The sequence below is a fragment of the Arthrobacter sp. TmtSoilC51 genome, assembly GCF_055388015.1.
Map to the genome: position 1 here is coordinate 4,103,810 of NZ_AP035877.1, position 16,573 is coordinate 4,120,382.

At 63.0% G+C, this 16,573-nt stretch carries 13 protein-coding genes; 6 read left to right on the plus strand and 7 right to left on the minus strand.

What is annotated here, in order from left to right:
• Positions 1–58 precede the first annotated feature (58 nt).
• On the plus strand, positions 59–2,410 hold the full coding sequence (locus ACZ5G6_RS18700; RefSeq protein WP_498687217.1) for a thiamine pyrophosphate-binding protein: 2,352 nt from the start codon (positions 59–61) through the stop codon (positions 2,408–2,410).
• Between the two features lie 13 nt (positions 2,411–2,423).
• Here the strand turns inward: ACZ5G6_RS18700 and ACZ5G6_RS18705 are convergent, their stop codons facing one another.
• The 6 genes from ACZ5G6_RS18705 to paaA are packed head-to-tail and all read right to left on the minus strand — an operon-like array spanning position 2,424 to position 7,273.
• Entirely contained in the window at positions 2,424–3,203 is a 780-nt protein-coding gene (locus ACZ5G6_RS18705) for an enoyl-CoA hydratase/isomerase family protein (protein WP_498687219.1), read from the minus strand.
• A gap of 9 nt (positions 3,204–3,212) precedes the next feature.
• Positions 3,213–4,418 carry a 1,2-phenylacetyl-CoA epoxidase subunit PaaE gene (gene paaE / locus ACZ5G6_RS18710; RefSeq protein WP_498687221.1) on the minus strand — a complete coding sequence of 402 codons (1,206 nt, stop codon included), beginning with the start codon at positions 4,416–4,418 and terminating at the stop codon, positions 3,213–3,215.
• 8 nt (positions 4,419–4,426) lie between these two features.
• Complete coding sequence (paaD, locus tag ACZ5G6_RS18715) at positions 4,427–4,969, minus strand: 1,2-phenylacetyl-CoA epoxidase subunit PaaD (protein ID WP_498687223.1); 543 nt, start codon at positions 4,967–4,969, stop codon at positions 4,427–4,429.
• A gap of 5 nt (positions 4,970–4,974) precedes the next feature.
• A complete protein-coding gene (gene paaC, locus ACZ5G6_RS18720; protein WP_498687225.1) occupies positions 4,975–5,892 on the minus strand; it encodes a 1,2-phenylacetyl-CoA epoxidase subunit PaaC in 918 nt (305 codons plus the stop codon).
• Positions 5,892–6,278, minus strand: a complete 387-nt coding sequence (gene paaB / locus ACZ5G6_RS18725) for a 1,2-phenylacetyl-CoA epoxidase subunit PaaB (protein ID WP_223934320.1) — start codon at positions 6,276–6,278, stop codon at positions 5,892–5,894. The genes paaC and paaB overlap by 1 nt, the downstream gene beginning before the upstream one ends.
• On the minus strand, positions 6,278–7,273 hold the full coding sequence (paaA, locus tag ACZ5G6_RS18730; protein WP_223934321.1) for a 1,2-phenylacetyl-CoA epoxidase subunit PaaA: 996 nt from the start codon (positions 7,271–7,273) through the stop codon (positions 6,278–6,280). Before paaA ends, paaB begins: the two co-directional genes overlap by 1 nt.
• A gap of 200 nt (positions 7,274–7,473) precedes the next feature.
• Between paaA and ACZ5G6_RS18735 the strand changes: the two genes are divergently transcribed.
• A complete protein-coding gene (locus ACZ5G6_RS18735) occupies positions 7,474–8,070 on the plus strand; it encodes an arsenate reductase/protein-tyrosine-phosphatase family protein (RefSeq protein WP_223934322.1) in 597 nt (198 codons plus the stop codon).
• Between the two features lie 12 nt (positions 8,071–8,082).
• On the opposite strand, the gene ACZ5G6_RS18740 is transcribed toward ACZ5G6_RS18735, so the two are convergent.
• Positions 8,083–9,027 (minus strand): LysM peptidoglycan-binding domain-containing protein, encoded by a 945-nt coding sequence (locus ACZ5G6_RS18740; RefSeq protein ID WP_498687228.1) that lies wholly within the window; start codon positions 9,025–9,027, stop codon positions 8,083–8,085.
• A gap of 481 nt (positions 9,028–9,508) precedes the next feature.
• Here ACZ5G6_RS18740 and ACZ5G6_RS18745 point away from each other — a divergent pair, with 481 nt between their 5' ends.
• The 4 genes from ACZ5G6_RS18745 to ACZ5G6_RS18760 all read left to right on the plus strand — a co-directional run bounded on the left by ACZ5G6_RS18745 (position 9,509) and on the right by ACZ5G6_RS18760 (position 16,555).
• Complete coding sequence (locus ACZ5G6_RS18745; RefSeq protein ID WP_498687230.1) at positions 9,509–10,114, plus strand: TasA family protein; 606 nt, start codon at positions 9,509–9,511, stop codon at positions 10,112–10,114.
• A 219-nt stretch (positions 10,115–10,333) separates the two neighbouring features.
• A complete protein-coding gene (locus ACZ5G6_RS18750; protein WP_498687232.1) occupies positions 10,334–12,001 on the plus strand; it encodes an alkaline phosphatase D family protein in 1,668 nt (555 codons plus the stop codon).
• 250 nt (positions 12,002–12,251) lie between these two features.
• Positions 12,252–15,629 carry a hybrid sensor histidine kinase/response regulator gene (locus ACZ5G6_RS18755; protein WP_498687235.1) on the plus strand — a complete coding sequence of 1,126 codons (3,378 nt, stop codon included), beginning with the start codon at positions 12,252–12,254 and terminating at the stop codon, positions 15,627–15,629.
• Positions 15,626–16,555, plus strand: coding sequence for a GGDEF domain-containing protein (locus tag ACZ5G6_RS18760; protein ID WP_498687237.1), 930 nt, complete (start codon positions 15,626–15,628; stop codon positions 16,553–16,555). The genes ACZ5G6_RS18755 and ACZ5G6_RS18760 overlap by 4 nt, the downstream gene beginning before the upstream one ends.
• Positions 16,556–16,573 lie beyond the last annotated feature (18 nt).

Consider the following 16,573-nt stretch of genomic DNA (forward strand, 5'->3'; position numbering starts at 1 on the left):
CACTGCGGCCTACGGCCACTTCGCACCCACCTGACCACCACACCCATTAAGGCAACCAATGAACCTGAGCCCAGTCAGCGATGACCTGGCGGCGAAGACCGCCTCGACCTTCGACGACCCCCAACTGGACGCACTTGCTGCGATAGAACGCCGAGTCCTGTGGCTTGCGACATCCATCATCCACCACGCAAACAAGGTGCGGCCGAACGCATCCGGCATCAAGGTGGGCGGCCATCAGGCCTCGAGTGCCTCCATTGCCACGATCATGACCTCGCTCTGGTTCGGGCAGCTTCGCGCCGAAGACCGTGTCTCTGTGAAGCCTCACGCCTCGCCGGTGCTCCACAGCATCAACTATCTGCTGGGTAGCCTGGATGAAAAGTACCTCACAACGCTGCGCGAGTTCGGCGGGCTGCAGAGCTACCCCAGCCGTGCCAAGGACCCGGATCCCGTTGACTACTCCACAGGCTCAGTGGGGATTGGGGCCACCGCGCCCATCTGGGGTGCCATTTCGCGGCGATACATCGAAACCGTGAGCGGCACACCGAATCGTGGGCGCCAGTACTCGCTCGTCGGCGACGCGGAATTGGACGAGGGGGCCGTCTGGGAGGCCGTGCTGGACTCGAACGTTGCGGATCTTGGTGAGATCGTCTGGATCGTAGACCTGAACAGGCAGTCCCTTGACCGGGTGGTGCCAAACATTGCCGCAGGCAAGATCGAGCGTCTCTTCGCGGCGGCTGGCTGGCAGGTCATCACCGTGCGCTTCGGGCATCTCTTGGAAAATCTCATGGCCAGGACGGGAGGCGAAGCGCTCCGTCAGCGCATTGTTGACATGTCCAACCCCGAATACCAGCGGCTCCTGCGCTGCTCCGCTGAGGAACTGCGCCGCCGGCTCCCCGGTGAGGGCGCAGGTGGCGCGGCCATCGCGGAACTTATTGCCGGCGTCGAGGACCAGACCCTGACACAGGCCATCAGGAACCTGGGCGGGCACGACCTTGCCGCGTTGCGCGAGGCATACTCCCAGATCGATGACACCCGTCCCACCGTCATCATCGCCTACACCGTCAAGGGCAACGAACTGCCCACCGAGGGCCATCCGCAGAACCACTCCTCGCTGCTGACCATCGATCAGTACCGCCAGCTAGCAGACAGAATGGGCGAAAACCCGGACTCACCGTGGACGCGGTTCGATCCCGTGAGCCCCGAGGGGCAGCTGGTACGAACCATAGCGGAAACCCTCCGGCGCACCCCTGAACCTGCTGTTGCCCCGCCCGCAGTACCGTCGGATTTCGGCAGGACGCCCTCAGGCACGGCGACCACGCAGGCAGCCCTGGGCCGCACCCTGCTGGACGTCACCCGTGCAGCGCCCGCCGTCGCCCGCCGACTGGTCACTGTCAGTCCGGACGTAAGTTCCAGCACCAACCTCGCCGGCTGGCTGAACAAGGTGGGCGTATGGTCTGTGGAAGAGCGCCCCAACTGGTTCAGCGACGACACCGAAACCGTCATGCACTGGCGTGAAAAGCCCACTGGACAGCACATCGAACTCGGCATAGCCGAGGTGAACCTTGTCAGCCTTCTGGGGGAACTCGGCGCAACATGGAGCCGCTGGGGCCAGCCACTGTTCCCAATCGGAGTACTCTATGACCCGTTCGTCGAGCGTGCCCTGGAACCATGGGCCTACGGCATCTACGCCGGCGGCCAGTCGATCCTGGTGGGCACACCGTCGGGTGTTACGCTCGCACCCGAAGGCGGTGCGCACCAGTCCATCAAGACGCCGTCCATCGGCCTTGAACAACCCGGCTGCACCAGCTACGAACCGGCCTTCGCCATCGACGTCGAGTGGACGCTGCTCGCCTCCATGTCCCAACTCGGACGACCGGACGGAAAATCCGCCTACCTGAGGCTGTCCACAAAACCCGTCGATCAGCAACTGGCCGCCGTCCCGGAAGATCCCGCCGCCCGTGAGCGTCGCCGTCGCCAAGTGGTCGCTGGTGGCTACATGCTGCGCACGGCCGCGACACCGTTCGCGACGATCGTCGCCATGGGCGCCATGGTCCCGGAAGCGGTTGCAGCCTCCGAGCGACTCGCCGCCCAAGGCATCCCCGTGGACGTCATATGCGTGACGAGCCCCGGTCTGCTCTACGACGCACTGCAGGGCCGCAATGGACAGAACCCGGACGCACCGTCCTGGATCCTGGATCAAATCCTGCCCTCCGGGCGCGCCGTCCCTATGGTCACCGTACTCGACGGCCACCCCCACACGCTCGCGTTCCTCGCCAGCGTGCATCACGTCGAAAGCCGCAACCTCGGCGTAGACACCTTCGGCCAGGCGGGCGGCCTCGAGGACGTCTACCGCTACCACGGGATCGACACCGACAGCATCCTCCGCGCCGTCCTGGATTTGGTCCAATGACAGGGACTCGGGATCACCCCTTGAAAACCGGCGCCCGCTTTTCCTGGAAAGCGCGGAAGCCCTCGGCGTAATCGTCGGTCTTGCAGAGCCGTGCCTGCTCGGTGTTTTCCTCGGCCATGGATGCCCACAGGCCAAGGCGCTGATCGCGGATGTGGGCAACGAGTTCCTTCGAGGCAACGAACGCGCCGGTGGCACCTGTTGCCACCCGTTCCACGATCGCCCGGGTCATGGCCAGCAACGCGTCGTCCGGCATCGCGCGGCTGAACATACCCTGCGCCACGGCCTCCGAACCGGAAATCAGGTCGGCCGTATAGATCAGGTCCAATGTCCGGTGCATGCCCAGACGCTCGGTGAAGTACCAGTGCCCGCCTGAATCCAGGGTGGCACCCAGCTTGGCAAAGGGCGAACCGAACTTGGCATTCTCCGCCACGTACACAACGTCCGTAGCCAGCAACAACCCCAGCCCGACACCCAGGCAAGCACCATGCGCGGCGGCAAAGGTGGGTGCCGGGAACGCAGCCATCTTCTTCAACAGCGGCTCCACCAGGCCGCCAAGGTAAGCCTGTGCGTCGTCGGTCTCGGGCGTAACACCTGCGATGTCGCGGCCGGCACAGAAGGCGCGTCCCTCCCCGCGAAGCAGCAGGGCCCGCACCTCGCCGCGCGAGGCGGCGGCAGCGGCGTCGTCGTACGCTTTATCGAGTTCGGCGAGCGCGTCCTCGTTAAGCGAGTTCAGCTTTTCGGGGGCATTGAGGACAATTTCGGCGATGCCGTTGGCAATGGAGAGCTCGATCATGGGGACTCCTTAGACGTCGAAGTCGACAGTAACTTCTTCGCTGGTGGGGTGGGACTGGCAGGTGAGGACGTAGCCCTTGTCCAGCTCGTCCTGCTCCAGGGCGTAGTTCTCATCCATGGACACCGTACCTGTGACGAGCTTGGCGCGGCAGGTTCCACAGACGCCGCCGGCACAGGCGAACGGAACATCGGGACGGACACGCAGCGCAGCGTTGAGGATGGATTCGCGCGCATGCGTGGGGCTGGCGACCTCGCCGGTCAAACCGTCCAGTTTGAACGTGATCTTGTAGGTTTCCTTCGACTCGTCCTCCACAACGGGACGGCCGGCATTACCCTCAGGGCGGTCCGGCCGGCCAGTGGTGAAAAGCTCGAAACGCACGTGCTCGGGCTTCACGCCGCGGGCAGCGAGGGTGTCGCGGCACAGCTGGACAAGCTCGAAAGGCCCGCAGAGGAACCACTCGTCCACATCCTCGGCGTGGATGGCGCTGCTCAGCAGGGCCTGCAGCTTCTCTGAATCGATGCGGCCGGTCATGAGCGGGGCGATGCGCTGCTCGCGGGACAGCACGTGGTGCAGCGCCAGCCGCGATGGGTACTTGTCCTTCAGGTCCGCCAGCTCCTCCAGGAACATGACGTCCATGGCCGCTTTGTTGGCGTAAATCAGGTCAAACGTGGTCTCCGGGTTGGCGGCCAGCAGGGTCCGGGCAATCGCGATCACGGGCGTGATGCCGGAACCTGCAGCGATCGCAACGAAGTTCCCGGGCTCCCCCGCCAACTCTTCCGGGTGGTTCATGGAGTTCATGACGTTGTGCTGGACAGCGGATCCGTCTTTGCCGTGCCGCGAGATGAACGCACCCTGCGGGCTCATGACGTCCAGGACGTCGCCGGCTTTCAGCTCAGCGTTGGCCCAGGTGGAGAAGGTTCCGCCAAGGTCCTTCTTGATGGCCACCCGGATCTCGCTGCTGCCGTCCGCGAAGCTGCGCGGCTCTGCGCAGATCGAGTAGCTGCGGCGGACCTCGTGCGGCTCACCGTTCTCGTCGGGCAGACTGGTCCGCAATGCCACGTACTGGCCCGGCAGGTAGTCGTACTGACCGGCCAGCTCGGCGGGAACCTCGAACGTGACCTCTATGGCATCATCCGTAAGGCGCCGGACTTCCGAGACGGTCAGGGTATGGAAAGACGCACGACGGCGGCTGGCCGTCTGGGTTTCGGTGGTCATGGAATTCCTTAGAGGACTTTGAAGTAGTCGAACGGTTCCTTGCAGTCCTGGCAGACATACAACGCCTTGCAGGACGTGGAACCAAAGCGGGTGAGTTCCTTGGTGTTCAACGACGAACACTGCGGACATTTAACGGCCAGGCTCAAACGAACAGGACCGGAGTGCCCACCGGCGGCAGCCCTGCCCGTCGGCGGCGCTATACCGTATTCCTGCAGCTTGGCCTTGCCGGACTCGGTCATCCAGTCCGTGGTCCAGGCCGGAGAGAGCACCAGGTTGACGTGCACACTCGCGTAGCCTGCGTTCTCGAAAGCCGTCCGCACGTCGTCACCAATGGCGTCCATCGCCGGGCAACCCGAGTACGTGGGCGTGATGGTGACCTCGACGGCGGTACTTGCCGGGCCGCCGTCGTGCGTATCTGCTGCTTCTGTGACCCGCACGCCGCGCAGGATCCCCAGGTCCTCAATGGTGAGGACCGGGATCTCCGGATCGCAGACGGTGGACGCGATGTCCCAGGCCTGCTGCTCGGCTTTGGTGAGAGTCCGTGTTGCCATGCTGTTCACCAGCTCGCGCCGGGATGTTCGCGGGCCAGGACCTGCATCTCGGCAAGGATGTAACCCAGAAATTCGGAATGCTTGCCACGGCGGCCGCCGCCCAAGGCTTGCGGGACGCTCGGGATCTCCAACTCAGCTTCGGCCATGATCTGGCCAGTGAGGCGATCGAACCCGGCGCGGAGGCTTGAAGGCTGCACCGTCACGCCAGCCTCGGCCAGGCGGGTGGTGAGCTCATCGTCCTCGAAGAGTTCGTCGACGTACGGCCACACGAGCTTGAAGCCCTGGATGATGCGCGCGCGGGACTCATCCGTGCCGCCAGCCAGGCGCAGTACCCACTGGGCGCTGTGGTCGCGGTGGTAATCCACTTCCTTCACTGCCTTGGCAGAGATGGCCGCGAGGGTGGGGTCAGTGGACTCCATGAGCCGGGTGTAGAGCTCGTACTGGTAGTAGCTCACGATGAACTGGCGGGCGATGGTCACCGCGAAGTCCCCGTTGGGCTGCTCGAAGAGGTGCGCGGAACGGAACTCGTGCTCACGGCGGAAGTACGCGAGATCGTCCTCGGCCTTGTCCCAAGCGGCACCCGCGTACGTCAGGAAGGAGCGCGCGTGGCCCAGCTGGTCCAGGGCGATATTGCCCAAGGCGATGTCTTCCTCAAGCTCAGGAGCCCGGGAAATCCACTGGCCCAGGCGCTGTGCCAGGATGAGGCCGTCGTCGCCAATGCGCAGGGCAAACTCGGCTACGTCCTCGCTGGGCCTGACGTGTCCACGCCGTACTTCAAGGGCGATGTCCTCAGGGCGGAGGGCGTTGCCTGGCGTGATGCGGGTGGCGCTGGCCGAACCGTCACCGGAAGCTCCGGCTCCATGAACGCCCACGGAGATATCGCCGTGGCCTTCAATGGCGAAGTCAGTGTCTTTGTCAGTCATCACAGGTGCTTCACGCCTTCGCTCTTGGTGTAGTACGTTGCGTGGCGGTAGTCCTTGCCCTGCGGCGACTCGAAGAAGGCACCCTTGGAGTCGGGATCGCTGGAGGAAATCGCCTCGGCCGGGACAACCCAGATGGACACGCCTTCATTGCGGCGCGTGTAGAGATCGCGGGCATTCCTGAGGGCCATGGCGGCATCAGGAGCGTGCAGGGATCCGGCGTGCACGTGGGACAGGCCACGGCTGGAGCGCACGAAGACCTCCCAGAGGGACCATGGAGTCTCGTGGTGCTGCTGTTCGGCCGGCGTGGTGGCCGCAACGTTGGGCGCCTCGCGCTTGATCTCGCTGGCGGCGCTTGCCGGTTCTTCCGGGTTACCGTGAGGAGCCATTATGCTGCGTTCTCTTTCTGTGCTTGCTTGCGGGCGTAGGCAACGGCGGCTTCGCGCACCCAGGCACCGTTTTCGTGTGCCTCACGGCGGCGCTCGATGCGCTGCGAGTTGCAGGGGCCGCGGCCGGCCAGGACTTCCTTGAACTCATTCCAGTCCAAGGGTCCGTGCTCCCACTTCTTGGTTTCTTCGTTGAAACGGATGTCCTTATCGGGCAGGGTCAGTCCGAGGACCTTGACCTGCTCCACCATCATGCCGACGAACCGGCTGCGCAGTTCATCGTTGCTGAAGCGCTTGATGTTCCAGGCCATGGACTGCTTGGAGTTGGGTGAATCATCATCCGGCGGGCCGAACATCATCAGCGATGGCGCGTACCAGCGGTTCACGGCTTCCTGGGCCATCTGCTTCTGGGCTGGTGTGCCGTTGGAAAGTTCCAGCAGGATCTCGAAACCCTGGCGCTGGTGGAACGACTCTTCCTTGCAGATGCGCACCATTGCGCGGCCGTAAGGACCATACGAGGCACGGCACAGGGGAACCTGGTTGCAAATGGCGGCGCCATCCACAAGCCAACCGATGGCTCCCATGTCCGCCCAGGAAATTGCGGGGTAGTTGAAGATGGACGAGTACCGGGCCTTGCCGGCAATCAGGTCTTCCATCATCTTGTCCCGCGTCTGGCCCAGGGTCTCGGCGGCCGAGTACAGGTAGAGGCCGTGGCCTGCCTCATCCTGCACCTTGGCCATGAGGATGGACTTGCGCTTCAGGCTCGGGGCCCTGGTGATCCAGTTGGCTTCCGGCTGCATACCGATGATTTCCGAGTGCGCGTGCTGCGAGATCTGGCGCAGCAAAGTCTTGCGGTAAGCCTCCGGCATCCAGTCGCGCGGTTCGATGCGCGAGTCTTCCGAGATGATGCGATCAAAGTACGCCTTACCGGCCGCCTCCCGCTCTTGCTCTTCCGGGGACAGCTCAGCGGGCACTGATTGCAGATTCTGCGATGCCATGGTTGCTCCTAATAAATTACCGACCGTTCGTTCAGAATATGCGGAGCGGGCGTTTTCAGTCAAGCGTTCGATGAGATAGCAGGGACTCAATGCAAGGGCATTGGTCCGGCCGGGCGCTGTTGACAAGGTGGTTACTGTTGCCCGTGTTAACTTGGGATGGGACCTGAGCCGTTCAAAGCCCCGCAAGAAAAGAGCCGCACGTGGAATCGCCCCAGCCGTTTAGAATCCTCACCGTCTGCACAGGGAACATTTGCCGCTCCCCTGTGGCAGAACGGCTGCTGCAGGCAGGGCTCAACCACGCAAGCCCGGGTTCCTTCGAGGTTCGCAGCGCTGGTACACGCGCCATGGTCGGAGAGCCGATCCAGCCCCTATCGGCCAACATGATCAGCACCTTCCGCGGAAGCCCCGACAACTTCGCGGCCAGGCAGCTGAACCAAAAGATCCTTCGGGAAACCGACCTTGTACTTGCTATGACGTCCAGGCACCGGGGCGAAGTCCTCCAGCTGGATGCCTCTTTGTTGAAGCGAACGTTCACCATTCGTGAGTTTGCGAGGATGCTTGCCGTTCTGGAGACGCGTGGTGACGTTGTTCCTGCGGGCGACATCGTGGAATTCTGGCGGGCTCTTCCGGCCCGGGCGGCTTCCGTGCGTCACTTAGCGCTGCCGGCCGATCCTGCAGACAATGACGTGGTAGACCCCTACCGAAGAGCGGAAGAGGTCTACCACCAAATGGAGGATGAGCTGGCCCCGGCCATCTTAGGCATCCTCCGCTTTGCTCGCCTTACGGCGCCGGCGTAGTCAGCCCTCCTGCTAATTGAGTCCGATCACCAACATCTGGCTCGTACCTGGGATGCATGTCTGCAGGACAACCGCGGGAAAGCCGCCGAAGACAGCCGCGACATTGTTAGTAGTTCCGGGGTTCGGCACTTGTCCCCTTCCGGTCACGGTGTAAGTGCCGTAGCCCGGGATGTTAACCGTCTGTCCCACACCGATGCCGGAGAAACGTGCCCAACCTCCACAGAAGTCGTGCTCGGTGATGAACAGTGCGTAGCCATCCGTGGGAGTGAAATGGATGGGTCCAATGCACGCGTCCACCAGGCTTTGGCCTCCGGATCCAGCCACATAAATTGTCCAGCCTGCGGCTACGGGAGCAGCAGCCTGCGCAGGGGCGGCTTGGGCAGGGGCGGCCTGGGCGGGGGCAGCGGGAGCCGGTGCCGGATCGATGAGTGGAACAGCTGGTCCAGTGAGTTTCAGGACTTGGCCGGGCACAATGACGGAGTAGCCGCTCAAACCGTTGGCAGCCAACATCTCGTTCATGTTCACCCCGAACCGTGCAGCTATGGAGCCCACGGTGTCTCCGGCGACGACCGTATAGAGGTTGGAATCCACTGCCGGCGGTGCGGGTTCGGCCGGTGCAGGCTCTGCGGGCGGCGCCGCGGCCACGGCCGGTTCGACGGCGGGAACCTTGGTTTCGGTTGCGGGTGCCGCTGCTGCTTCACTCGCAGCGGACGTGGCTGGACTGGAGTCTGGGGCTTGCGGGGCAGTCAGTTGTTCACTGGACACATTCTGTCCCACATCAACTGCTGGGTTGTTTGCCTGTGAAAAAACCCCAAAAATCAATAGAATTAGCCCTATAACAACGATGATGGCAATTGCGATCATCAGGACTTTGTTTTTGCGCGACCCAAGCAGCAAGGTCCCGCCGGGCGCGCTCTTTGACAGTGTAGTTTGAAGCTCGTCATTGTAAATGTTCATTGGGTATCCCAGAATCCATGGCGTCGGTCTGAGCACGCAGAAGCCCTATGGGAGGGGCGTATGCGATAGCGCAGAAATGTTGTGGGGAGCGCCACTCGTCACGTGCGAGGGAGCGAACCACCGCTGAGCCGGCGGAACAGAAATTCAGAAACCCTAGGGAACTTAATGCTAGGAATTGGCCATGGGCACCGCACGAGTAGCAGATACTCGTCTTTTTCTTCGGAGCCCGGGATTAGCACTAGGTAGTACGCAAATTTTCCGGAACGCACCACTTGCTTTGGAATCAGGAATGCGAGTAGTCCATTTCCGCTAGTTCTGGGAGGGCCTGACCGTTTCTTGATCTTTTCCTGAGCAAGTGTTGATGGATTGCAGGATTGGTTCTTGATCCGGGCCCGGCAAAGTATTTCTTGTCAGCCACTCAGGGCCGGCAAACGAAACGGCCGGCCGGTAGCGGTGGCCTCCCGAAAGGATATTGATTCCCATGGCCATCAGCCTCAAGACCACCTCCGGCAAAGTCCTCGCTTCCGTCGCATTGCTCGGCACCGCAGCCGCCGTCGCCGGCATGGGAACCTACGGCGCGTTCACCTCCTCCACCTCAGCCAGCCAGCAAACCACCGCCGGAACCGTCACCATCGCATTGGGCACCGGAGCGAACAACACCCTCAACGTCCCGGTGGCAGGACTCCTGCCCGGAGACAAGGTCGAAAAGCTCGTCACCCTGGCCAACACCGGCAACTCGGACCTGAACAACGTCACCCTCACCACCTCCGCCGGCGCCACCGCCTCACTGCTCACCACCGACACAACCAACGGCCTGCAGCTGACCATCGAGAACTGCTCAGTTGCCTGGACCGGCGCCGCAGCCCCCTACACCTGCTCCGGCACCAAGACCACCGTCATGGCCGCCGCCCCGGTAATCACCGCGAACAAAGTCCTGAACAACCTGACCGCCCTGACCGCAGCCAAGACCGACTACCTCAAAGTCACCACCGCATTCCCCACCACGGCGAATGACATCTTCCAGGGCGCCACCAGCACCATCGCCTTCGCCTTCACCGGCACCCAACGCACCGAAACCACCAGGTAACACCAGCCCCACAAAAGCCTCACCACCCAGCTTCAACTCACCCAGCTTCAAAACAGAGCCCCGCCGGGCCTGGTCGGACGCCCCCCTGCCCGATCAGGCCCGCCGGTATGCCCGGCGCGCTGAGAAGTCGTTGAGTTTCCTGACTGGTCTGTGGCGACTGACCGGTTTCCTTCACCTGAGGCTCACTCTCCGTTCACGGCGGCCCGAAACAGTGGATCCATGACTGATCTCTCACGCCGCAACCTGGTCAAAACATCCCTCGCCAGCTTGGCCCTCGTGGGCGCTGGAACCGCGGGCGCTGGAACCGTTGGGATCCCGGCCGCATCTGCCGCCCCGGCCGCCATCCCCTTGGTCCGCAAGCGCCTAACTCTCCCCACTGGCATTGCCACCGGCGATGTCACCACCGATTCCGCTGTCCTCTGGTCACGCGCCTCGGGCCCGGGACGCCTCACGGCCCGCCTGCAAGCAGTGGACAGCGCGGGCGAGATCCTCCGGGGACGGTACGGGTTCAGCCGCACCATCCAAGGACCGCTCGCTACCGACGCCAGTGACTTCACCGCCAAGATCCACGCCAAAGGACTTCCGTCCGGGACCCGCTTCGCGCTTGAACTCAACTTCGAGGACGAGAACGGGCTCGGCGAGGCAGTCAACGGGACGTTCAGCACGGCCCCCGGCTTGTCCGGGAACGATCGCCAAGGCGCGCCCGGAGACGGCGCGCGGTCGTCAAACCAAAGTTTCGTGTGGACCGGAGACACCGCCGGGCAGGGCTGGGGCATCAATGAGGAGATCGGCGGCATGCGCGGCTACAACGCAATGCATGCCGCGCGCCCGGACTTCTTCATCCACTCCGGGGACACCATCTACGCCGACGGCCCCATCGCCGCCACCGTCACCGAAAAGGACGGCCAGGTGTGGCGGAACATCGTCACCGAGGAAGTGTCCAAGGTTGCTGAGACACTCGGCGAATACCGGGGCCGGCACCGTTACAACTCCCTGGACGCCAATATGCGCGCCATGTTCGCCGAGGTCCCCGTGATCGCGCAGTGGGACGACCACGAAACGCACAACAACTGGTACCCCGGCCAGATCCTGGACGACGCCCGCTACACCGAACGCAACGTGAACGTCCTCGCCGCCCGCGGCCGTCAGGCCTGGCAGGAGAACATGCCAATCGCGGACTCCGCGGCGCTTTGGCGCCCAGGAACGTTCGACGCCGGCCAGTACCAACCTGCGCGCATCTACCGGAAAATTTCGCGCGGCCCGCAGTTGGAGATCTTCTGCCTGGACATGAGGACGTTCAAGTCCCCCAACACGGACGGCAAAGAACCCTACTCCACGAACATCCTGGGCCAGGAGCAGGTGGACTGGCTGATCAAGGAAGTACGCCAATCCAAGGCGACGTGGAAGGTGATTGCCGCGGACCTCCCGCTGGGAATCATCGTGCCGGATGGGCCGGTGAACCAGGAGAGTCTCTCCAACCGGGACAACGGCGCTCCCTTGGGACGGGAACTGGAAATCGCTGGGGTACTGAGTGCTTTCAAGCGGGACGGCGTCAAGAACACTGTATGGCTCACCGCCGATGTGCACTACTGCGCAGCCCATCACTACTCCCCCGAACGTGCAGCGTTCACCGACTTCGATCCCTTCTGGGAGTTCGTGGCCGGCCCCATCAACGCTGGCTCGTTTGGTCCCAACGCCATGGATGGAACGTTTGGGCCCGAAGTGGTGTTCAGCAAGGCCGGGCGTTTCGCGGGCGAGTCACCGCGGGACGGCGAGAACCAATATTTCGGACATGTGGACATTGCCCCGGACGGCACGTTCACGGCAAGCCTCCGCAATACCAATGGTGCTGTGCTGTTCTCGAAAACCCTCACCCCGGAGCGCTGACCCAACTGCGTCGCAGTTAATGCCGTTTTGGACGCTCAAAACGCGCTTAACTGCTACTTAGATGGGGGGTTTCACAGGACGTCACCTTTGTGTGTTGCCGGTCACTTAAGCGCGCTTTCGGCGTATGCTCTCCTCAGCGCAAAGGCAAGATGCGTTGTTCGCTTTTGGTGGGGCCACTTTCGAAGGCAGGGGTTCAGTGGCAGGAGTGAAGCACGAGGTTTTTCCGGTGCGCGCGTGGTCGCGGCAGGGCATGCCGCTTTTCCTTTTCGCAGTGGGACTGTGCGCGGTACTTTTGGCCGCCGGGCTCGGCAGCGGCATCGGCTCACCCACAGCACAGCTCGCAGGTGATCTAGCGATCCTCGCCGCCGCAGTCACTGCACTGGTGACACACACCAGCGCAGCTTTGCGGGGCCACGGCAACACAAAGGCCCGATGGTTTGTGGTGGCCGGGTTGGCCCTTTGGACCTGTGGGCAGGCCCTCTGGACCTTCAACGGCGTGGTGCTGGATCACGCATACCCTTTCCCATCAGCTTCCGACATCGGATTCGTCGGGTACGCCCTGCCCGTGGCCGTCGGACTCATGCTGCTTTCGAGGGACGGCAGCGCCCGCATGTCAGTCGTCCGGACTGTCTTGGATGTCGGAACGGTAGCCAGCGCGGTTCTATTCATTGCGTGGGGCGCAGTCCTGGGGCCGGTGATCGCGGCAGGCCACACTGACACCCTTGCCTTCCTGACCACGCTGGCTTACCCGTTCGTGGACGTGGTGATGGTCTCCCTGCTGATCGTCCTGACCATGCGGGCTGCCCGTGGGCGGCGCCTGCCCTGGCTGTGCCTTGGCCTCGGTTTCCTGGTGCTCGCTTTGACGGACCTTACCTACGTGCGGCTCACTACCGAAGGCGTCACAGGTGTGACCGGGTCCCCCTTGGCTTTGGGCTGGGTAGCAGCTTTTCTACTGGTCGGACTAAGCCCTCTGGCTCCGGAGGCCAGCAGCAGCAAGAAGGATGGACGCACGTACGCGGCGGCATTGGAACTCCTGCCGTATGTTCCCGTTTTCGCCGCAGTCCTTTTCAACCGCAGTCGCGCCATCAACTTAGGAGACCCGATCCTGCTGGTCACGGGTCTCCTGGTCTTGGTGTTCGTCATCGTGCGGCAGGTGCTGATCGTCGTCGAGAATGTGTCGCTCACGAGGGACCTCGAGTCCAAAGTGGCGGCCCGCACGGCCGAGCTTGAGGGCCTGGGAGCGATCGTGAACTCCTCTGGTGACGCCATCATTGGCAAAACACCCGAGGGCGAGATACTCAGTTGGAACCCGGGGGCGGAGCGGATTTTCGGCTACACGGCGGCGGAGGCCATAGGCAGGAACAGTGACTTCTTTATCCCCGAGGAATTCCGGCAGGCTGAACACGAGGCCCTCCAAACAACCGCTGATAGCGGTGCCGTTCAGAACTTTGAGAGCCTCCGCCGACGCGGAGACGGCACCACCATTCCGGTCTCCGTAACTCTTTCACCCGTTCGCAATGAATCGGGTATCTGGGGCGTGGCTACGATTTCCCGCGACATCACGGAACGCAAAGCTGCAGAAGCCGAACTCCTGGCGGCCCGGGAGGCCGCGCTGGAATCGAGCAGGCTCAAGTCGGAGTTCCTGGCCACGATGAGCCACGAGATCAGGACCCCTCTGAACGCCGTGATCGGCCTGACGTCGCTCATGCTGGATACGCGCCTGAACGAGGTCCAACGGCAATACGCCCAAGGAGTCAAGGGGGCCGGCGAGGTTCTCCTGACGCTGATCAACGACATCCTGGATTTCTCCAAGCTGGAAGCCGGGAAGGTGGACCTGGACATCACAGCGTTCGATCCCCGGGTTCTCGTGGAAGAGGTTGCAGGGCTGGTTGCTGAACAAGCCCAAAGCAAGGACCTTGAGCTGATCTCCTACTGCCATCCGAATGTTCCAGAACGGCTCATGGGTGACTCCGGACGGATTCGGCAGATCCTGCTGAACCTGTCATCCAACGCGGTCAAGTTCACCCCATCCGGCGAGGTGGAGATCCAGGTTTCAGTGGTCAGCCAGGATTCGAATAAAGCCTCCCTGCGGTTTGAAGTCCGCGACACTGGAATCGGCATCAGCGCCGAAGACCACCACCGATTGTTCGAATCCTTTGCCCAGGCAGACGCTTCCACCACCCGCCGTTACGGCGGCACAGGCCTCGGCCTGGCCATCTCGCGGCGCCTGACCCAGGTCATGGGCGGCGAAATCGGTCTCGACAGCGAAATGGGCGTGGGCAGCAAATTCTGGTTTGTACTGGAACTTCCTGTCGGCCCTCCAGCCACGGACACGGGAATCCTGCCTGCCTCGCTCGCGGGCCGGAAAGTCCTGGTGGTGGACGACAACGCCACAAACCGTTTGGTGCTGGAGACGCAGCTTGCCAGCTGGGGAATGCTGCCGGTGGCGGTCGCAGATGCGCGGGCTGCCATGGACGAATACCGTTTGGCCGCTTCGAACCACCACCCCTATGACATCGCCGTGGTGGACATGTGTATGCCCGATATCGACGGCCTGGAATTGGCCCGCCAAATCAAGGAAGAGAGCAACGGCTCGGGCGGCCCGGGGATCATTCTCCTGACCTCCACCATGCAGGTGGACAAGGCCGATCTCACGTCCGCAGGAATCCGCGAGTACCTCACCAAGCCCGTGCGGAGCTCCGAGTTCTACAACCGGCTCCTGCGGCTCGTGGCAACGACAACGATGGGTAAGGTAGCGCCCCTTGGAACCCAGCCCGAGCTGCCGTCCCGGGACCCGGAACTCCGGCTGGGCAAGCTTCTGGTGGCTGAAGACAATGAAGTCAACCAGCTGGTGGCCCGCGGGATGGCGAACAGGCTCGGCTACGAAGTAGACATCGTCGACGACGGAGCCCAAGCCGTTGCGGCGACACTCACCGGAAACTATGCTGCCGTTCTTATGGACTGCCACATGCCTGTCATGGATGGCTTTGAGGCGACAAAAACCATTCGGTCCCGTGACTCCAAAACCGTGAGGATCCCGATCATTGCCATGACGGCCGGGGCCCTGAACGAGGACCGCGAGCGCTGTTTCGCGGCTGGCATGGACGATTACATCAGCAAGCCAGTGGATTTGGACAAGCTCCGGGACATCCTGGCCAGGTGGGTGCCTCAGGAGCAGCTGACGGAAGTACCGCCGTCGAACGTTGTTGTGGACGCTGCACGGCCCGACGACGCCAACGCTGCGGAATCCGACGACGTTGGCGCCACCGTCCTCGATGAGGACCGGCTGCAGATCCTGCGCGAACTTGGACCGGCGGACGGTTTGGGCCTGCTGCCTGACGCAATCAAGGCGTTTAGGGAGGAAGCCCAGCGCGCTCAGGAGAAGCTGCGCTCGGCTTTGGAGAGCGGGCAGCCCAACGCGGTGGAGGCCGCCGCCCACAAACTTGCCGGCGCCGCAGCCAACATCGGCGCGACAGGTGCCGCAGCGCTGGCCAAGGACTTGGAACGGCTCGGACGTGAGGCTGGTCCTGGTGTTGCAGCGCACGGAACGCAAGTACTCGAACAACTAAATTCGGAACTCGCACGGGTGGATGGGGCACTTGAGCGCACATTATTGGGAGCCCCATGAAAGTACTCATCGCCGACGACGACCAGATCTCCCGCATGATCACCAAGGCCGCCGTCGAGCAATCCGGTCATGATTGCATCGTGGCGGTGGATGGCGACTCGGCCTGGGATCTCTACCAGGCACATGCTCCTGCGGCCGTGGTGACGGATCTGATGATGCCCGGGCTGAACGGCCTGGATCTTTGCCGGGCGATCCGAGCCCACGAGGAGGACACCTACACCTACGTGATCCTGGTGACGTCCCACGGTTCGCGAAAAGATGTCCTGGCAGGCATGGAGGCCGGCGCGGACGATTACGTTACCAAACCGCTGGACCCCTTCAACCTTCACATCCGCCTCCTGGCCGCGCAACGGATCACTTCGCTGCACGCAGACCTCGCCAAGTATCGTACGGCGCTGACAAAACAGGCCCGCACGGATCCCCTGACCAAGCTGCACAACAGACTCAAGCTGACGGAAGACCTGGGCCAACTGCACAGCAGAAGCGACCGCTACTCGCGGGATTACTGTCTGGCGATGGTGGATGTGGACAACTTCAAGCGCTACAACGATATTTACGGCCACCAGGCAGGAGACGCCGCCCTGGTGGCCATCGCCTCGACCCTCGCTGCCGAGGTCCGCCAGTCCGACGGCGTGTACCGGTTCGGCGGCGAGGAGTTCCTGCTGGTCCTTCGGGAGCAGACGGCGGCTGGCGCGGAAGTTGTGATGGAGCGGGTTCGGGCGGCTGTGCATGCGCTCCAGATCGAGCACTCCGGCGACCCCGATGGCATACTCACCATCAGCGCGGGCGTGTCAGCGTTCGCTGATGGGCACCGCGCGGGGACCGAGCAGTTGCTGCGGGAAGCCGACATGGCCCTGTACGCGGCAAAGGCCTCGGGAAGGAACCGGGTGACGCTGGCCAGCACGCTTTCGCAGGGCGTGGACTGAGCGTCTGGGCGCTCTGAG

Excerpts from the sequence above, each read along its gene's own strand:
- ACZ5G6_RS18700 (WP_498687217.1), top strand. The coding sequence starts at position 59 with ATGAACCTGAGCCCAGTCAGCGATGACCTGGCGGCGAAGACCGCCTCG.
- ACZ5G6_RS18705 (WP_498687219.1), bottom strand. The coding sequence starts at position 3,203 with ATGATCGAGCTCTCCATTGCCAACGGCATCGCCGAAATTGTCCTCAAT.
- paaE (WP_498687221.1), bottom strand. The coding sequence starts at position 4,418 with ATGACCACCGAAACCCAGACGGCCAGCCGCCGTCGTGCGTCTTTCCAT.
- paaD (WP_498687223.1), bottom strand. The coding sequence starts at position 4,969 with ATGGCAACACGGACTCTCACCAAAGCCGAGCAGCAGGCCTGGGACATC.
- paaC (WP_498687225.1), bottom strand. The coding sequence starts at position 5,892 with ATGACTGACAAAGACACTGACTTCGCCATTGAAGGCCACGGCGATATC.
- paaB (WP_223934320.1), bottom strand. The coding sequence starts at position 6,278 with ATGGCTCCTCACGGTAACCCGGAAGAACCGGCAAGCGCCGCCAGCGAG.
- paaA (WP_223934321.1), bottom strand. The coding sequence starts at position 7,273 with ATGGCATCGCAGAATCTGCAATCAGTGCCCGCTGAGCTGTCCCCGGAA.
- ACZ5G6_RS18740 (WP_498687228.1), bottom strand. The coding sequence starts at position 9,027 with ATGAACATTTACAATGACGAGCTTCAAACTACACTGTCAAAGAGCGCG.
- ACZ5G6_RS18745 (WP_498687230.1), top strand. The coding sequence starts at position 9,509 with ATGGCCATCAGCCTCAAGACCACCTCCGGCAAAGTCCTCGCTTCCGTC.
- ACZ5G6_RS18750 (WP_498687232.1), top strand. The coding sequence starts at position 10,334 with ATGACTGATCTCTCACGCCGCAACCTGGTCAAAACATCCCTCGCCAGC.
- ACZ5G6_RS18755 (WP_498687235.1), top strand. The coding sequence starts at position 12,252 with ATGCCGCTTTTCCTTTTCGCAGTGGGACTGTGCGCGGTACTTTTGGCC.
- ACZ5G6_RS18760 (WP_498687237.1), top strand. The coding sequence starts at position 15,626 with ATGAAAGTACTCATCGCCGACGACGACCAGATCTCCCGCATGATCACC.